Annotated in this window: 15 protein-coding genes; 6 read left to right on the top strand and 9 right to left on the bottom strand. The window is 70.8% G+C overall.

Annotated elements, in window-relative coordinates; translation table 11 throughout:
- Nucleotides 1-275 precede the first annotated feature (275 nt).
- Entirely contained in the window at nt 276-719 is a 444-nt protein-coding gene (locus tag ACFVBH_RS19710) for a hypothetical protein (protein ID WP_354990408.1), read from the bottom strand.
- 170 nt (nt 720-889) lie between these two features.
- On the bottom strand, nt 890-1,318 hold the full coding sequence (locus tag ACFVBH_RS19705; RefSeq protein WP_354990407.1) for a PPOX class F420-dependent oxidoreductase: 429 nt from the start codon (nt 1,316-1,318) through the stop codon (nt 890-892).
- Nucleotides 1,319-1,362: 44 nt separating this feature from the next.
- Between ACFVBH_RS19705 and ACFVBH_RS19700 the strand changes: the two genes are divergently transcribed.
- Nucleotides 1,363-2,124 carry an SDR family NAD(P)-dependent oxidoreductase gene (locus tag ACFVBH_RS19700; RefSeq protein WP_379003167.1) on the top strand — a complete coding sequence of 254 codons (762 nt, stop codon included), beginning with the start codon at nt 1,363-1,365 and terminating at the stop codon, nt 2,122-2,124.
- Entirely contained in the window at nt 2,121-3,377 is a 1,257-nt protein-coding gene (gene cbiE, locus ACFVBH_RS19695) for a precorrin-6y C5,15-methyltransferase (decarboxylating) subunit CbiE (protein ID WP_379003165.1), read from the top strand. Before ACFVBH_RS19700 ends, cbiE begins: the two co-directional genes overlap by 4 nt.
- A gap of 158 nt (nt 3,378-3,535) precedes the next feature.
- Here the strand turns inward: cbiE and ACFVBH_RS19690 are convergent, their stop codons facing one another.
- The 7 genes from ACFVBH_RS19690 to ACFVBH_RS19660 form a co-directional block, all read right to left on the bottom strand.
- Complete coding sequence (locus tag ACFVBH_RS19690; RefSeq protein WP_379003163.1) at nt 3,536-5,143, bottom strand: alkaline phosphatase D family protein; 1,608 nt, start codon at nt 5,141-5,143, stop codon at nt 3,536-3,538.
- 100 nt (nt 5,144-5,243) lie between these two features.
- Nucleotides 5,244-5,978: an anti-sigma factor domain-containing protein gene (locus tag ACFVBH_RS19685; RefSeq protein ID WP_379003161.1), complete on the bottom strand. Its 735-nt coding sequence runs from the start codon at nt 5,976-5,978 to the stop codon at nt 5,244-5,246.
- Nucleotides 5,971-6,636 carry an ECF RNA polymerase sigma factor SigK gene (gene sigK / locus ACFVBH_RS19680; RefSeq protein ID WP_379003159.1) on the bottom strand — a complete coding sequence of 222 codons (666 nt, stop codon included), beginning with the start codon at nt 6,634-6,636 and terminating at the stop codon, nt 5,971-5,973. The genes ACFVBH_RS19685 and sigK (ACFVBH_RS19680) overlap by 8 nt, the downstream gene beginning before the upstream one ends.
- Nucleotides 6,637-6,796: 160 nt before the next feature.
- A complete protein-coding gene (locus tag ACFVBH_RS19675; RefSeq protein WP_379003157.1) occupies nt 6,797-7,585 on the bottom strand; it encodes a DUF1295 domain-containing protein in 789 nt (262 codons plus the stop codon).
- Nucleotides 7,582-8,859, bottom strand: coding sequence for a class I SAM-dependent methyltransferase (locus ACFVBH_RS19670; RefSeq protein ID WP_379003155.1), 1,278 nt, complete (start codon nt 8,857-8,859; stop codon nt 7,582-7,584). The genes ACFVBH_RS19675 and ACFVBH_RS19670 overlap by 4 nt, the downstream gene beginning before the upstream one ends.
- Entirely contained in the window at nt 8,856-9,677 is an 822-nt protein-coding gene (locus ACFVBH_RS19665) for a DUF1365 domain-containing protein (protein ID WP_379003153.1), read from the bottom strand. Before ACFVBH_RS19665 ends, ACFVBH_RS19670 begins: the two co-directional genes overlap by 4 nt.
- The gene (locus tag ACFVBH_RS19660; protein ID WP_379003151.1) at nt 9,674-10,978 is read right to left on the bottom strand and encodes an NAD(P)/FAD-dependent oxidoreductase; all 1,305 of its coding nucleotides are present in this window, start codon (nt 10,976-10,978) and stop codon (nt 9,674-9,676) included. The genes ACFVBH_RS19665 and ACFVBH_RS19660 overlap by 4 nt, the downstream gene beginning before the upstream one ends.
- Before the next feature lie 308 nt (nt 10,979-11,286).
- Between ACFVBH_RS19660 and ACFVBH_RS19655 the strand changes: the two genes are divergently transcribed.
- The 4 genes from ACFVBH_RS19655 (at nt 11,287) to ACFVBH_RS19640 (ending at nt 15,105) form a co-directional block, all read left to right on the top strand.
- Nucleotides 11,287-11,925: a fasciclin domain-containing protein gene (locus ACFVBH_RS19655; protein ID WP_379003149.1), complete on the top strand. Its 639-nt coding sequence runs from the start codon at nt 11,287-11,289 to the stop codon at nt 11,923-11,925.
- A 119-nt stretch (nt 11,926-12,044) separates the two neighbouring features.
- Nucleotides 12,045-12,707 carry an ECF RNA polymerase sigma factor SigK gene (sigK, locus tag ACFVBH_RS19650; RefSeq protein WP_354990397.1) on the top strand — a complete coding sequence of 221 codons (663 nt, stop codon included), beginning with the start codon at nt 12,045-12,047 and terminating at the stop codon, nt 12,705-12,707.
- Nucleotides 12,704-13,495: an anti-sigma factor domain-containing protein gene (locus tag ACFVBH_RS19645; protein WP_379003146.1), complete on the top strand. Its 792-nt coding sequence runs from the start codon at nt 12,704-12,706 to the stop codon at nt 13,493-13,495. Before sigK (ACFVBH_RS19650) ends, ACFVBH_RS19645 begins: the two co-directional genes overlap by 4 nt.
- A gap of 41 nt (nt 13,496-13,536) precedes the next feature.
- Nucleotides 13,537-15,105 (top strand): molybdopterin-dependent oxidoreductase, encoded by a 1,569-nt coding sequence (locus ACFVBH_RS19640; RefSeq protein WP_379003144.1) that lies wholly within the window; start codon nt 13,537-13,539, stop codon nt 15,103-15,105.
- Nucleotides 15,106-15,226: the final 121 nt, after the last annotated feature.

Raw genomic sequence — 15,226 nt, 5'->3', positions numbered from 1 at the left:
CGCGGCCCCGGCGTCGGACGCCGGGGCCGCGTTGTTGATCGAGCGCCCGCGCGGCCTGGCACCGTCTGAGGTGGTTCGGGCCTGTTGACCAGTGGGCGCCAGCATCGCTTGTCGGGGCGTGTTGTTCCGGCGTGCGAACTAGGTCTGCCTCGGCATCGGATGCGGTGCCGCGTTGTTCATGCGTGCCGCCCGGACGTCGGCCACGCCCGGGTTACGGGTCTCGCGGAGTTTGCCGAACGCGCGGGACCCTGCCGCAGTGCGGGCGGGTAGGCGGGTCAGAACAGCGACGGGTCGGTGTCCAGCTCAGGGAACGGGATGTCCTCGAAAGCGGGTGTCGCACGGGGAGATTCGTCAGGGTCCGGGTCGTCGGCGGGAATATCGGCGACGGGGACCGGCTCGGGGAAGTCGGGGCCGAGGGTCAGTTGCCCGGACTGCCAGTCGCGGCCGAACAGGGACAGCTGGGGGGACATCGCTTCGATGTCGGTGTTGAGGCTGCGCAGGCAGCGGACGCAGGTGACGCCCGCGCGGGTGGGTTGCAGGGCCGAGGGGGACCAGCCGGCGACGCCGGTGCGGCACAGCAGTTCGGGGACTTCCTCCGCGCCGATCCACTTGCCGAGTTCGACCGCGTGCACGGTGCGGCCGTTGCGGACGATGGCGTGCACGCCGGGGTCGCCGAACTTCGCCCGAGCGAACGCGGCCAAGGGGGCGATGTCGGTCATGCCTTGGACGATACGTACCCGCGCCGACATTCGGCGGGATCCCCCGCCGAATCGGTCGCTCGTGCCGCGATTCGCCGGGCCGCTGTCGCCCCGAACGGGCATGGCGCACATGTCCGTTGCGGCCTGTTCGTCCTATCGGACGGGCGGATGCGGCTATCGCGACGCCGGGCTCAGTGGCCCGGGGCCGCGGCGCCCGGCTTGAAGACGCTGCTGGACAGGACGCGGCTGACCTGGATCGCGATCACCACGCGGGTCGGGTTCTCGCGGGGGACGCGGTAGCGGGCGGCGTAGCGGTCCACCGCCTCGGCGACCGCGGCGGGTTCGCTCAGGACGGTGGCGGGGCCCTCGAGGGTGAGCCAGCGCGGGCCGTCGACCTGGCTGACCGCGGCGTAGCCCGAGCGGCGCACGTTGCGGACCTTGACCGAGCCGTCGTTGGTGATGACCCGGGCGATGCCGGCCTCGGGATCCCAGGTGAAGCCCACCGCGACTACGTGGGGGGTGCCGTCGGCGCGCAGCGTGGTGAGGGTCGCGAGATGGCGATCGGTCACGAATTCGGCGGCGGCGGGCGAGAGTTCGGGGCTGGTCTCGGTGCTCGGCATGATCTCGACGCTAGCAATGTGCTCCGGATGGCAGACTGTCAGCCATGGCATTCGGATCGCGGGACGTCGATGCAGGCGTCGTGCTGTTGCTGGGCGGTCGCAGCGAAATCGGTTTGGAGGTGGCGCGCAGGCTCGCGCCCGGGCGCACGGTGATTCTCGCCGCCCGGCGCAGCGACGACCTCGATTGGCAGCGGCGCGAGCTCGGGCTGTCCGAGGCCGCCGCGGTGCACTGCGTGGAATTCGACGCCGACGACCTCGGCTCGCATCAGGCGCTGCTGGAGAAAGTGGTGGCCGAGCACGGTCCCATCGGGGTGAGCGTGCTGGCGTTCGGCGTGCTCGGCGATCAGGCTCGCGCGCAGGAGGACGCCGCGCACGCGGTCGCGGTGGTGCAGGTCGACTACGTGGCGCAGGTCAATATCCTCACCAGCCTCACCAATCTGCTGCGCGCCCAGGGCAACGGGCAGATCGTGGTCTTCAGTTCGATTGCCGGGGTGCGCGTGCGCCGCGCCAACTACGTGTACGGCTCGGCCAAGGCCGGCCTCGACGGATTCGCCAGCGGGTTGCAGGATGCGCTGCACGGCAGCGGGATTCACCTGCTGCTGGTGCGCTCGGGTTTCGTCATCGGGCGGATGACCGCGGGCATGGAGCCCGCCCCGCTGTCCAGTACCCCCGATCAGGTGGCCGACGCGGTGGTCTCGGGCCTGTACCGGCGCGCACGACTGGTCGTGGTGCCGCGCCGGCTGCGGCTGGTGTTCGGCGCCATCCATCTGACCCCGCGTTTCCTGTGGCGGCGGGCCCCGCGATGACGGGTGCCGCGTCCTGGGGCGGCCCGCACCCGATCGCGGTGGTCGGGATCGGAGCCGACGGCTGGGACGGGCTCGGCGGGCCCGCGCGGCGGGAGATCGGCGCGGCCGAGGTGCTGCTGGGTTCGGAGCGGCAACTGGCGCTGATCCCGGCGGCCGAGAGCGCCGCCGACCGGGTGCCGTGGCCCTCGCCGCTGGTCCCGGCGCTGCCCGGGCTGCTGGCGCGGTTCACGGGTGCTCGCCTGTGCGTGCTGGCCAGCGGCGACCCCATGTTCTTCGGCATCGGCGCGACGCTGGCCCGGCTGGTGGGCGCCGCCGCGCTGCGGGTGCTGCCGCAACCGTCCTCGGCCGCGCTGGCGTGCGCGCGCCTGGGCTGGGGGCTGGCCGAGACGCCGGTGGTGAGCGCGGTCGGGCGGCGAGTGGAGACGGTGCTGCCGGAGCTGGCGCACGGGCGCAGGCTGCTCGTGCTCAGCTCCGATGAGCACACCCCGGGCCGGCTCGCGGAACTGCTGGCGCGCAACGGTTTCGGGGAGTCCCGGCTGGCGGTGCTCGAGCAGTTGGGCGGCCCGGACGAGGCGCTGGCGACCGGCGTGGCCGCGACGTGGGAGCGGGCGGCGGGGGACGCGCTCAATATCGTCGCCGTGGAATGCGTCCACGATCCGGGCGCGCCGCGGCTGACCAGGGTGCCCGGTCTGCCCGACGACGTCTACGCCGGGGACGGTCAGCTCACCAAACACGAGATCCGCGCGCTGACCCTGAGCGCCCTGGCCCCGGCGCCCGGCGAACTGCTGTGGGACGTGGGCGGTGGTTCGGGCACCATCGCCATCGAATGGGCGCGCGCCCACCCGTCCTGCCGGGCGATCACCTTCGAGCGCGCGGAGAGCCGCCGCAAGCAGATCGCCGAGAACGCCGCGGCCCTGGGCGTTCCCGGGATCGAGGTGCTCGGCGCGGCGCCCGAGTCCTTCGGCGATTCGCCCGCCCCGCAGGCGATCTTCATCGGCGGCGGCCTGACCGGCGCCGGGTTGTTCGCGGCCTGCTGGGATCGGCTGCCGATGGGCGGGCGACTGGTCGCCAACGCGGTGACCGCCGAATCCGAGGCCCAGCTGACGCTGCTGGCCGCGCGCCACGGCGGCACGCTGCGCCGGTTCCAGGTCTACCGCGCCGAACCGCTGGGCGGGTTCACCTCCTGGCGTCCACAACTGCCCGTGACGCAGTGGTCGGTGGTGAAAACCGAAGTCCCGGGCTCGGTTTCGTAGCCCGGTCCGCCGGGGAGCCGGCCGGGGTGCGGTACGCCGCGAGTGGCGGCGGCGTTGTGCCGGTGCGGCCTTTCGCCCCGGCCTCGTGCGCCACGTGATTGCGGTGCCCGGCCGTGCGAACGCCGGGCCGGGCCGGCGCGCACCGTCGCGGGGTTCGGCTACCGCGGCGCGGGTGCGGGGAACTCCAGTTCCGTCACCCGATGCAGCCCGGTGCCCGGCAGCGCCGTCTCCAGCTCGAACCGGCAGGTGCGCCCGGAAATGTGCAGCGAGCCGATGGAATTGCCGAAGTGCGGGCCGCTGATCTTCTCCCAGCGCAGCGGATCCGCCGAGATGCCACGGTGTCTGGCCAGCCGGCGCAGCGCCGCGGCGAGCGGGCGCGCCCAGGACAGCGCGAACATGGGCCGGAAGATCTTCGGCGGGTCGTTGTGCACCGGTGAGCACACCAGTTGCAGCACTTGGGATTCGGTGGGCGGGTCGTAGTCCGCGCGGGCGGCGTAGCTGTGGTGCACGTCGCCGGACAGCACGCAGATGGTGCTGGGCGGATCGGGTACCCGGCCGAGCCGGTGAATGAGCGTGGACAGCTGCACGAACGAGGATCGGAACGCGGGCCAGTGCTCGAGATCGGCTGCCTGCCGGAACTTCTCGCCGAGGCGGCCGCGCCGGCCGGGCAGGCTCGCCGCGCGTTCGTTGAGCGACTGCAGGTGACTGAGCGCGTGCGGCATGAGCCACGGCAGCGATGATCCGATCAGCAGATGATCGTAGTCACCGGCCGCGTTCGCCTCGATCCACTCGAATTCCTCTTCCCCGACCATGAGCCGGCGCCCGTCCAGAATGCGCCCGCTGCGAGTGTCGATGACCAGCAGTCGAATTCGGCCGAAGTCGCGCCGGTAGCTCCACCGCGCCGGCTTGCGCCCGTCCGCCTCCAGATCGGCCCGCGCCCCGAAGTCCTCCAGCAGCCCCCGCACGTCCCCGCCGGACTTGCTGACCTCGAGGTAGAGCTCGTTGCCGGCCAGCTCCACCGGGCTCAGGTTCCCCAGGTGCTGATACACCCAGTACGAGGCCAGCCCGGCCCGGATTCGCTCACCCCACCAGGGCTTCTCGGCCATCTGCTCCCGCCAGGCCCGCGAGGTGTTCCAGTCGTCGCGCACGTCGTGATCGTCGAAGATCATCGAGGTGGCGACGGTGGACATGAGCCACCGGATCTCCGGGTCGCTCCACGATTCGTGGTACAGCTCCGCGTATTCCCGGAACGAGACCACCTCGTCGGTGGGCTCGGCGCCCGCCCGCCGGCTCGTGAGCCACTCCTGCAGCTGCGGTGTCGGCTGATCGGCGTACACCTGATCGCCGAGCAGGATCAGCGCGTCCGCCCACTCGGTCTCGGGCCGCTCCATCATCCGTAAGGCGTACGCGTCCAGTGCATCCGGGCCCACCCGATCCGCCTCGAGCACGCCCGGCGTGGCCTTGGCCGCCCGGCACGATCCGAACAGCAGGGTCCGGACCTCACGCGTCCGTATCCGGCACGGCGGGAACTCCGATCCCGCCTCCGGCCACACCCGCTCCCCGTCGAGCGCGACCTCGTACTCCACCGATTCGCCCGGCGTCAGCCCGTCCACGACCACCAGTGCGAAATACTGCTCGCCGACCTGGAACGTGCTCCCGTGCCGCCCCAGAATCCCCACCTCGCACGGGGAATCGGTCTCCACCCACACGGTCGCCGACGTCGAGTCGACGTGCCGCAACACCGGTCCCAGAACTAGCTCAGCCATACGGATCGAGGGTAGTTCGAACTGGCGGGCCGGGGCGCGGAACGCCGCAGCCCCCCTTGACAAGCGCGGTGTGAGAGCTGAAAGCCGTTGTGGCTACGACCTATTCCATGCTCATCGCGGCGATGACGTCGGTCGTGGGTTGCGCGGAGCCGCCCGCGGGCTCGATCGTGATGGCCAGCTGCTTCGGATTGCGATCGGACATGAGCAGGACCATCGGGGCGGTGTCGGTCGGGAGAGCGGTCATGACGGCCGCGGACTCGGGCAGGCCCGAGGAAGGAATCAGCCAGAGCTGGTAGGCGTGATCGGCGGGGGGCGGCGGCACCGTGGCGAAAGAGATTGTCGCGGCGTCGAGTTCGCCGGAGGCGGCCACGGTGAACGTGCCGCCGCCGGTGACCGCCGTGGTGGCGGTGCGGGTATCGGAATGGGTCTGGATCTGCTGGGCCGTGATCTGGCCCGGTTCGCCGGACTGGGAGCGGAGCACGGCCACCGTGACGCCGATGGCGATGACCGCGGCCACGGCGGCCGCCGCGGCCAGCAACCGCGGGGAGAAGGCCCGGCGGGGGCGCAGGGGTACGGGGGTCGCGATGCCCTGCTCGGCGTCCAGGGCGCGGTTCAGCGCGGCTTCCACGGAGGGCGGTGCGGGGTGCGCGTCCAGCACCGACATGGTGGCCATGGCCTCGCGGATGTCGCGGACCGTGGTGCGGAAGGAGTCCGCCACGGCGCTGTCGGCGCGGGTCAGGGCGTGTTCGAGGTCGTCCCGTTCGGCGTCGGTGAGCGCGTCGAGGGCGTACGGGTACGCGTAGTCGAGTAGATCGGCGTGATCGTCGTCAGGCATCGCTCACCACTCCTGTCAAACAGTTCTGGAGTCGCTTGAGGCCGTCACGGATGCGCGTCTTGACCGTGGACAACGGAATGTCGAGATGTTCGGCCACCTCGGTGTACGTGCGCCCGCCGTAGTAGGCCAGGGCGATCGTCTCACGCTGGATCGCGGTCAGCGTGCTCAGGCACTGCACCACCGCGCGCTCCTCGGTGCGCTGGCCCACCGCCTCGGCGACGATGTCGTGATCGCGGCCCAGTTCACGCTGGCCGTAGGCGAGATCGCGGGTGGTGGAATTGCTTTCGGTGCGGACCCGGTCCACCGCGCGCCGGTGGGTGAGCATCATGAGCCAGCCGATGGGGCTGGCCAGGCGGATGTCGTACTGGCCCGCGGCGTTCCAGACATGGAGGTACACCTCCTGGGTGATCTCCTCGGCGGCCTGGGCTCGGCGTAGCACGCGCAGCGCGAGCCCGAAGACGCGGTCGTGGGTGGAGCGGTAGAACTCGGTGAAGGCGTCGCGGTCCCCGCGGGCTATCTCGCCCAGCAGGCGCGCCAGGCGGGCGGCGATCTCCGGGTCCGGGGTGGGCCGATCGGTCGGGCAGGCCGGAGCCGAGTCGGCGTCGCGGTCGCCCGGGGGATCGGTGTCGACCGAGTGGCCACGCGGTTGCTCCGCCATATCTGGCTGTCTCCGAAGGATCGGCTGTGCACGGGTAGAGGTGGGCCGGTTGGTTGCCGTGGAACTGCCGGACGTCTCTTCGGAGGTTAGTTGGGGATGTCGGCTCATGTCGAACTTCGGCTTTCTGCGCGCACGCCCGGAGGTGGCCGGGCGCTGGAGATCAGCGGGGTGGCCGCGGCCAGAAATAGGCCGTACGCTGCTGATATTGTCGGTACCCCGGTCGTTCGGCCATATGTCGTTCCAGTAGTCGCGCCCCCGTTCCGTAGATCAGCACGTAGGTCATCAGCAGCGGCGCGAAGACCGTGAGCACACCGGGCCAGGCGCTGGCCGCGATGAGCCACAGCCCCCACCACAGGCTGCTGTCGCCGAAGTAGTTCGGATGCCGCGTCCAGGCCCACAGCCCCTGGTCCATGACCGTGCCGCGATGGCACGGATCGGCCTTGAACCGCTCGAGCTGGCGGTCGCCCACGGCTTCGAAGGTGAAACCGATCAGCCACAGCGCCACGCCCGTGCCGGCCGCGATCCAGGCGAGCCCGCTCGTCGGCCCCGCGACGGCCGACACCTGCAGGGGCGCGGAGATTACCCACTGCGAGGCGCCCTGGATGATGAAGATCCGGCGCAGCACCTGCCAGGTGCCGTGCCCGCGCCGGTCCAGCAGCTCGGTGTAGCGCGGATCCTCGCCGCGCCCAGCGGATTTGCGATGCATGTGCAGGCTCAGTCGCAGGCCCCACACGGTGACCAATACGAACAGCAGCAGCCTGCGGGTCAGCGAGCCGTCGCCCGCGAGCAACCCGACCAGGGCGACCAGGACGAAGCCCAGCCCCCAGCTGACATCGACGACGTTGTAGCGGCCGATGCGGCGGCCGATGAGATAGGTCGTGCCCTGCAGCGCGGCCAGCGCGAGCAGGCTGAGCAAGGCGATGAACGGCAGCCCGTCGAACACGTTCACGACCGGGCCTCGCCATCGAGGCGATCGAGCACGATCTGGCGCACATCGAGGTAGCCGGAACGGAATCCGGCCTCGGAGTAGGCGAGGTAGAACTGCCAGATCCGCCGGAATCGGGCGTCGAAGCCGAGCGAGCCGACCTCGGGCCCGCGCGCGTCGAACCGCTCGCGCCACAGTCGCAGCGTCTCCGCGTAGTGCGCGCCGAACCCGAACTCCTCGCGCACCCGCAACGAGGTGTGGCGTGCGGCGGTGGTCGCGATGGCCTCGGGGGAGGGCAGGAACCCGCCGGGGAAGATGTACTTCTGGATCCAGGTGTGGGTGTTGCGGGTGGCCAGCATGCGGTCGTGCGGCATCGTGATGGCCTGCAACGCGACGCGACCGCCCGGTGCGAGCACGCTGTCGAGGCATCTGAAATAGGTCGGCCAGTGCGCGTGCCCGACCGCTTCGATCATCTCCACCGAGACGATGGCGTCGTAGCTGCCCTGCACGTCGCGGTAGTCGCACAGCTCGATGGTGACCGCGTCCGCGTACCCGGCGGCGGTGACCCGCAACCGGGCCAGGGAGAGCTGGCGGGCGGACAGGGTCACCGAGTGCACGGTGGCCCCGCGAGCGGCGGCCCGTACCGCCAATTCGCCCCAGCCCGTGCCGATTTCGAGGACGCGGCTGCCCGCGCCCACCCCGGCCGCGTCCAGCAGCCGGTCGATCTTGGCGCGCTGGGCGTCGGCCAGGTGATCCCACGGCACGGGTCCGGCCGCCAGGTCGCGCGCGCCGAACAGGGCCGAGGAGTAGGTCATGGTGTCGTCCAGGAACAGCTGGAACAGCTCGTTGGACAGGTCGTAGTGGTGCTCGATGTTCATGCGCGCGTTGGCCTCGGTGCCCAGTGAGCGCGCGGGCGGGCGCGGCAGCACGGACCGGAAGCGTTGCAGCGGTGCGGGAATCAGCCGGGTCATCGCGCCCGCGAGCACGGTGAGCACCGCCGCCGGGTCCGGGGCGGTCCAGTCCCCGGCGGTGTAGGACTCGCCGAAACCGATCAAGCCCTGGCCGCCGAGCCGGGCGAAGAACGCCGCCGGATCACGAATGATCATGCGCGGCAGCGGGTCGGTGTCGGCGTGCGCGCCGAGCACCATGCCGTTCGGCAGCTCCACCCGCAGCGGCAGCCGGGTCACCGCGCGCCGGAAGAGCGCGGCGGCGGCGTCGGCGCGCAGCCGGGCCAGCGGTCCGGCCGGCGGGGGCGGCAGCTGGAACGAGGTGGTGGTGTCGAGGCAGAAGTCTGTCACTGTGCTGTCCTTCTGGAAGATTCGGCCCGGGGCCGTGGAACGATGGGCAGGCCGCGCGCCCACAGCGCGATGCCGTGCCGCCGGATGCGCGCCGCGATCAGCCACGGCGCGAACGGGGTTCGCCACTGCGCGCGCAGGACCGCGCGCGTGGTCACCGGCACCCGATGGCCGGTCATGGTCGCGGCGAAGGGCGGCTCGCCGTCCCGCAGCAGGGTGATGCCCAGGTCGAGGTCCCGCCCGGGTTCGGGCAGTCGCAGCGTGTAGCAGCCCTCGACCGCGTTGAACGGCGAGACGTAGAACTCCTTGCCGACCGTGGCGCACCCGCGCTCGTCGGTGTGCACGAGATAGGGGTGCCGCTCCCCGTACGTGTTGTGCACCTCGGCGATGACGCATCGCAGTTCGCCCGCGGCGTCATGGCACCAGAACACGGTGAGCGGATCGAAGACGTACCCGAGCGACCGCGCGTTCATGAGCGCCGTGATCCGCCCACCGCGACAGTCGATTCCGTTGCGCGCCAAGAAATCATCGACCCGGGCCCGCATCTCGCTCCCGGGTTCAGCCCCCGCGTCGTGCGGGCCGGTCTCCGCGGCCGAATCGTGCGGTTCGGTTCCCGCCCCGGCCGGGCGCCGCGGCACCGGCGCGAGGTGGTCGGCGGCGCGGAACGAGGCGAAGGGCCGCAGGGGGCGGGCGATGGCCGGAGGATTGTCGAGGTCGAAATACCAGCTGTAGCCGCGGTATTCGAACGCGTGCCGGACGGGCGCGACCCGGGTGTGCCGTATCCGGGTGAAATACAGTGCGGGGGCGCGGACCTCGTTCATCGCGCACCCACCCGGTCCGCGGGCGCGGGATCGCGGTCGTCCGTCCACCGGCCGCCGAGGCGTTCGGCCGCGCGCAGGCCCGAGAGCGCGCCGTCCTCGTGGAACCCCCAACCGTGGTACGCGCCGGCGAAACAGACACGCGCGGTGTCGATCTCGGGCAGGCGCTGCTGCGCGGCGACCGACTCGGGGGTGTAGATCGGGTGCTCGTAGTGCATGCGCGCGATGATCCGCGCGGGATCGATGAGGTGTTCCCCGCCCAGGGTGACCAGGAAGCGGCGGTCCGCGACGTGGTCCAGGTTCATGAGCCGGGTCAGGTCGTAGGTGACCACGCCGCCGGTGCCACCGGCGGGCGGCATGCGGTAGTTCCAGCTGGCGCGGGCACGCCGCAGGGTGGGCAGCACCGATTCGTCGGTGTGCAGCAGCGCCGCGTTCGGGGTGTACGGCATCGCGCCCAGGACCGCGCCGGTGAGCGGGGAGGGATCGGTGAGCAGGGCCAGCGCCTGCTGCGGGTGGGTGGCGATGACCACCGCGTCGAAGCGGCGCACCCCGCCGGCATCGCGGACCATGACCTCGTCGGTGCCCTCGTGCACCCCGAGCACCGGTGTGCCGGTGCGGATCTCGTCGAGGCCCGCCGCGATCTTCTCGACGTAGCGGGCCGAACCGCCGACGACGGTGCGCCAGGTCGGCGAGCCGTACACGGTCAGCATGCCGTGGTGGTCCAGGAAGCGGAACAGGTAGCTCGCCGGGTAGCGCAGCGCGGTATCGGGGTCGCAGGACCAGGTCGCCGCGACCAGCGGGCTCACGAAGTAGTCGACGAAGAATCGGTCGAATCGGTTTTCGCGCAGGAACTCCGCGAGCGTCACCGCGGAGTCGTCGCGGCGCAGCAACTCGCGCGCCGCCCGGTGGAATCGCGGCACCTGCGCCAGCAGCCACAGGTAGCGCGGGCGCGCGAGCATGCGCGCCGCCGGGAACAGGCCGCCCGCGCCCTTGGCGCCCGCGTATTCGAGCCCGATCGCGTCCGCGCGCACCGACAGCGACATGGTCGTCTCCTGGGTGGCCACCCCCAGTTCGCCGAACAGCCGCAGCAGGGTCGGGTACGTCCGGTCGTTGTGCACGATGAACCCGGAATCGACGCGCACCCGGCGTCCCGGCGCGAACTCGACCTCGTGCGTGTGCGCGTGCCCGCCGAGCCTGGTGTCGCGTTCGTACAGGGTCACCCGGTCGTGCTTGGCCAGCACGTGGGCGGCGGTGAGTCCGGCGACCCCACTGCCGATCACGGCGATATCGCGTCTTGGCTGCATACCCCGAGTTCGATATGCCCCCCGCACCGGTTTGGCGGGGGCGCGAGTTTCTTGCGGAGGCCGCGGAACGGGCCGATTCGAAAGAATTTCGGATTCGACCAAACCGGCGGGCAGGTCTGGGCGAAACCCTCTTCGTGGTCATCGATTCGTCGATGGGCACCGGGGTCGAATCGCCCCGCACGCAGTGGTCACCGGTCGAGAGCAACACCCGACCCCCGACTCGGCCGGTGATCGCGCGCCTCTCGAAATTTCTTCCAGCCCTTGCCCACCAGGCTCATCGACGAGCCGACGTATCGAAGGAACGAATCATGAAGCTCGCGCAGCGCACCGTCGCCGTGGCCATCGCCGTGGCCGCCGTCTCCGCCGGTCTGACCGGCTGTTCCGATGACAAGTCCGATTCGACCGCCTCCTCGACCACCACCATGGCCATGACCACCACGGGCGCCGCCGCGGCGTCGAACCTCGTCGGCCCGGGCTGCAAGGCGTACGCCGAGCAGGTGCCGACCGGAGCGGGCTCGGTCAGCGGTATGGCTCAGGATCCGGTGGCCACCGCCGCCTCCAACAACCCGATGCTCACCACGCTGGTGGCGGCCGTCTCGGGCAAGCTGAACCCGCAGGTCAACCTGGTCGATACGCTCAACGGCGGGCAGTTCACGGTGTTCGCGCCGGTGGACTCGGCCTTCGCCAAGATCCCGCCCGCCACGATCGACTCGCTCAAGACCGATTCGGCGACCCTGACCAAGATCCTGACCTACCACGTGGTGCCCGGCCAGATCGCGCCGGACAAGATCGCGGGCTCGCACAAGACCGTCGAGGGCGGCAGCGTGACCGTCACCGGCAGCGGCGACAACCTGAAGGTCGGCGACGCGGCGGTCGTGTGCGGCGGGGTCAAGACCGCCAACGCCACCGTCTACATGATCGACAGCGTCCTCATGCCCCCCGCCTAGTCCGGGATCGACTCGCCATGGTCGCCCAGGTCCATCACCTCGACCCGACGCACGTGATCGCCGATGCCGCGAATCCTGTTCGCCCCGGCGGAAACCGGAGGAAGAACACAGGTGTCTGCGTGAGCGATGACGAGAATGCGAAGGTCGTGCCGCTGTTTCGGGAGGCCGGGGACGATCCCGGAGCCGGACCCTCCTGCGCGGCGGTGCGGCCCGGCCGGGACGAGGACCTGATCCGCCGCCTCACCGTGCTCCTCGCGGCGGTGGGCGGCGGCGACCGGGACGCGTTCACCGAGCTGTATCGGCTCACCAGTCATCGGGTCTTCGGCCTGGCGGTGCGCATGACGCGCAATCGAGCCACGGCCGAGGAGATCGCCCAGGAGGTGTACCTCCAGGCGTGGTCGATGGCCGAACGCTACGACGAGCGGGTGTCGAGCCCGATGGGCTGGCTCATGATGCTCACCCATCGGCGCACGGTCGATCGCATCCGCGCGGAGAATTCCGCCGCCGGACGCGAAATCGCCTACGGGCATTTGTATCTGGGTCGCGACCACGATGCGGTGTCGGAGGCGGTCGAGCAGCGTTTCGAAGAGAACGCGGTGCTGCACTGCCTCGAGACCCTCACCCCGCTCCAGCGCGAGACCATCGCGCTGGCCTATTACGGCGGCCGCACCTATGCCGAGGTCGCCGACCATCTGGGCACGCCCGTGCCCACTGTGAAGACACGAATCCGCGACGGACTCAAACGACTAGCGGCCTGCCTGACAGGAGGTGACCTGCGATGAGCATTATCGAGCGGCCGGACATGGATGATCTGGCCGAGCTCGCCTATCCCTACGCGCTCGACGCGGTGAGTGCGGCCGAACGCGACGACATAGACCACCGGCGCGAACGCGCCGACCGGGTGACCGCCGCGGAATTCGACGCCGGCGTCAGCGCGGTGCGCGAGGCCATGGCCGAGTTGAGCGTGCTCGACGCCTGTCCGCCCCCCGCGGAGGCCGAGGACAGGCTCATGCGCGCCCTCGATCGGATGCTGCGCGCGGCCCGGGACCAGAGCGGATATCTCGCCCGCGCGCCGCGTCCGGTCAAGCCGCAGCCTTCGGACAAGCGCAGATGGGGACTGGGACCCTTCACCGGTATCGATACGGTGGCCGCGGTCCTGCTGCTGGTGGTCCTGGGTACGGGACTCGTCTTCGTCGTGCAGCGCACGGACGATCGGCCCGCCATCGACGCGCTCTCCAGCTCGCTGATCGACCGGCAACCCGACGTGACGACCCGCGTGGTTCGCGTCTCCGGTGGCGGCGAACTCGAAATCCAGGCCTCGGCGGCGCTTTCGGCGGCGTCCATACGCTTTCTCGCGGTGCCCCCGCCACCCGCCGGGCACGCGTACCAGATCTGGCTGGTGCAGATGGGCGGCGAACCGCGTTCTGCCGCGGTCCTGCCCGAGCTCACCGAGACGCCCGTGGTCACCGCCTTCCGGCCGACCGACACCCTCGCGGTGACCCTGGAACCGGCGGCGGGATCACCGCAGCCGACCACCGAACCGGTGGCCAGTATCAATCTCCTGACCTGACCTGAGCCGGCCGCGTCCGGACCGAACCGAGAGCAGTCATCATGTCCGCGCCTCCCAGCACAGAGCAAGTGCCGCAGCAGAGTTCGACCGGGAGAACGCGGGGCCGACTCAGGGGAGCGGTAGCGGGCCTGCTGGCGGCGGCCACGGTGCTGGGGGTGGGGCATCTGGTGGCGGCGTTCATCGATCCCGCGTCCTCACCCTTCTTCGTACTGGGCGCGACCATGGTCGATCACACCCCGCACGAACTCAAGGACGCCGCGATCCGGCGCTTCGGCAGCAATGACAAACTCGCGCTGTTCGTTTCGATGGCGCTGGTCATGGCGGTCGGCGCGGCACTGGCCGGCCTGCTCGAGCGCCGCCGGCCCTACGGCAGCATCGCGCTGCTGGTCCTGGGTGCGGTGACAGCGGTGGCGGCGCTGCAAAGACCCACCGCCACGGTGTGGTTCGTGCTCCCGACGGTGATCGGGATCGCAGCCGGCGTCCTGGCGCTGCGCATGCTGGTGGCGGGCACGCCGTCCCCGCTGGCCCCCGCACCGGCGGCGCTGTCCAGACGCCGATTCCTGGTGTCGGCGGCCGCGGTCGGCGCGCTCGCGGTCGGCGCGGCCGCCGCCGGGCGGGTGCTGGGCGCGCGATTGCGCGACGTGGTCGCGGATCGGGCGCGATTCCTGCTGCCGCGCACCGGGGTCCCGGCGCCGGAGGTGCCCGCGGACGCGCGGCCGGATGTGCCCGGGCTGACGAGCTTCATCACACCCGCCGACGACTTCTACCGGGTCGACACCGCGTTGCAGATACCGGCGCTGACCAGTTCGGACTGGCGGCTGCGCATCCACGGAATGACCGATCGCACCGTCGAATTCGACTTCGATCGACTGCGGCAGTTGACCCCGGTCGAACGCGTGCTCACCCTCACCTGCGTCTCCAACGAAGTCGGCGGCACCCTGGCCGGGACCGCCCGCTGGCTGGGATATCCACTGGCGCAACTGCTCGGCGCCGCCGGCGTGCGCCCGGACGCGGACATGCTGCTCTCGCGCAGCATCGACGGCTTCACCGCGAGCACGCCGCTGGCCGCGGTGCTCGACGGTCGTGATGCGCTGCTGGCCATCGGCATGAACGGCGCCCCGCTGCCCTTGGCGCACGGCTATCCGGCTCGTCTCATCGTGCCCGGGCTGTACGGGTACGTCTCGGCCACCAAATGGGTGGTCGACCTCGAGGTGACTCGTTTCGATCGCGCCACCGCGTACTGGACCGATCGCGGATGGGCCGATCGCGCGCCGATCAAGACCGCGTCGCGGATCGACGTGCCCGCCGCGTTCGCCACCGTCGCGGCCGGCCCGGTGACGGTCGCGGGGGTGGCCTGGGCGCAGCGCCGGGGGATAGCCGGTGTCGAGGTCCAGGTGGACGACGGGCCTTGGCAGGCCGCGACATTGGCCGCGGAGTATTCCATCGACACCTGGCGGCAGTGGACGTGGCAGTGGACGGCGACCCCCGGTACCCACACAATTCGGGTGCGTGCGGTCGATCGTGCCGGCGAAACACAGTCCGAACAGCGGACTCCGCCGTTCCCGAGCGGGTCGACCGGATGGCACAGCAGGGTGTTCACGGTGCGCTGAGCACTTGAAATAAAAGGATTTTCCCTATCGGCCGGGCGCGATTATGACGCGTCCGGCCGATTCGTGCTGCGGTACCGAATGATTCATCCGCGATGTCCGAATTGTGTGGATTATCAATTCT

This window comes from Nocardia sp. NPDC057668, from assembly GCF_042799795.1.
GTDB lineage: Bacteria > Actinomycetota > Actinomycetes > Mycobacteriales > Mycobacteriaceae > Nocardia.
The sequence above is the reverse complement of the archived record's forward strand: the minus strand, read 5'-3'. Positions and strand labels throughout refer to the sequence as shown.